The 255-nt window shown below is 52.2% G+C and carries 1 protein-coding gene; it reads right to left on the reverse strand.

What is annotated here, in order from left to right; translation table 11 throughout:
* The coding region (locus WFK85_RS23570) for a DDE-type integrase/transposase/recombinase (RefSeq protein WP_336710434.1) at positions 1-255 on the reverse strand (255 nt) is incomplete at both ends.

A 255-nucleotide genomic window follows, 5' to 3' on the forward strand; every position in this document is an offset into this window, starting at 1 on the left:
CATCGCGAAAGCGTCCGTTAAAACTCTCAATAAATCCGTTCTGCGTTGGCTTACCTGCCTGGATAAGCCGGAGTTCCACACTATGCTCAAAGGCCCATTGATCGAGCGCGCGGCAGGTAAATTCCGGACCCTGATCGGTTCTTATTGTCGTCGGATACCCCCGAAACAACGCGATGCTGTCCAGAATACGCGTGACCTGAACGCCTGAAATACCGAAAGCAGCGGTGATCGTCAGACACTCCTTCGTGAAATCAT

This window comes from Cedecea sp. VD22 (assembly GCF_037150195.1).
Lineage (GTDB): Bacteria > Pseudomonadota > Gammaproteobacteria > Enterobacterales > Enterobacteriaceae > Cedecea.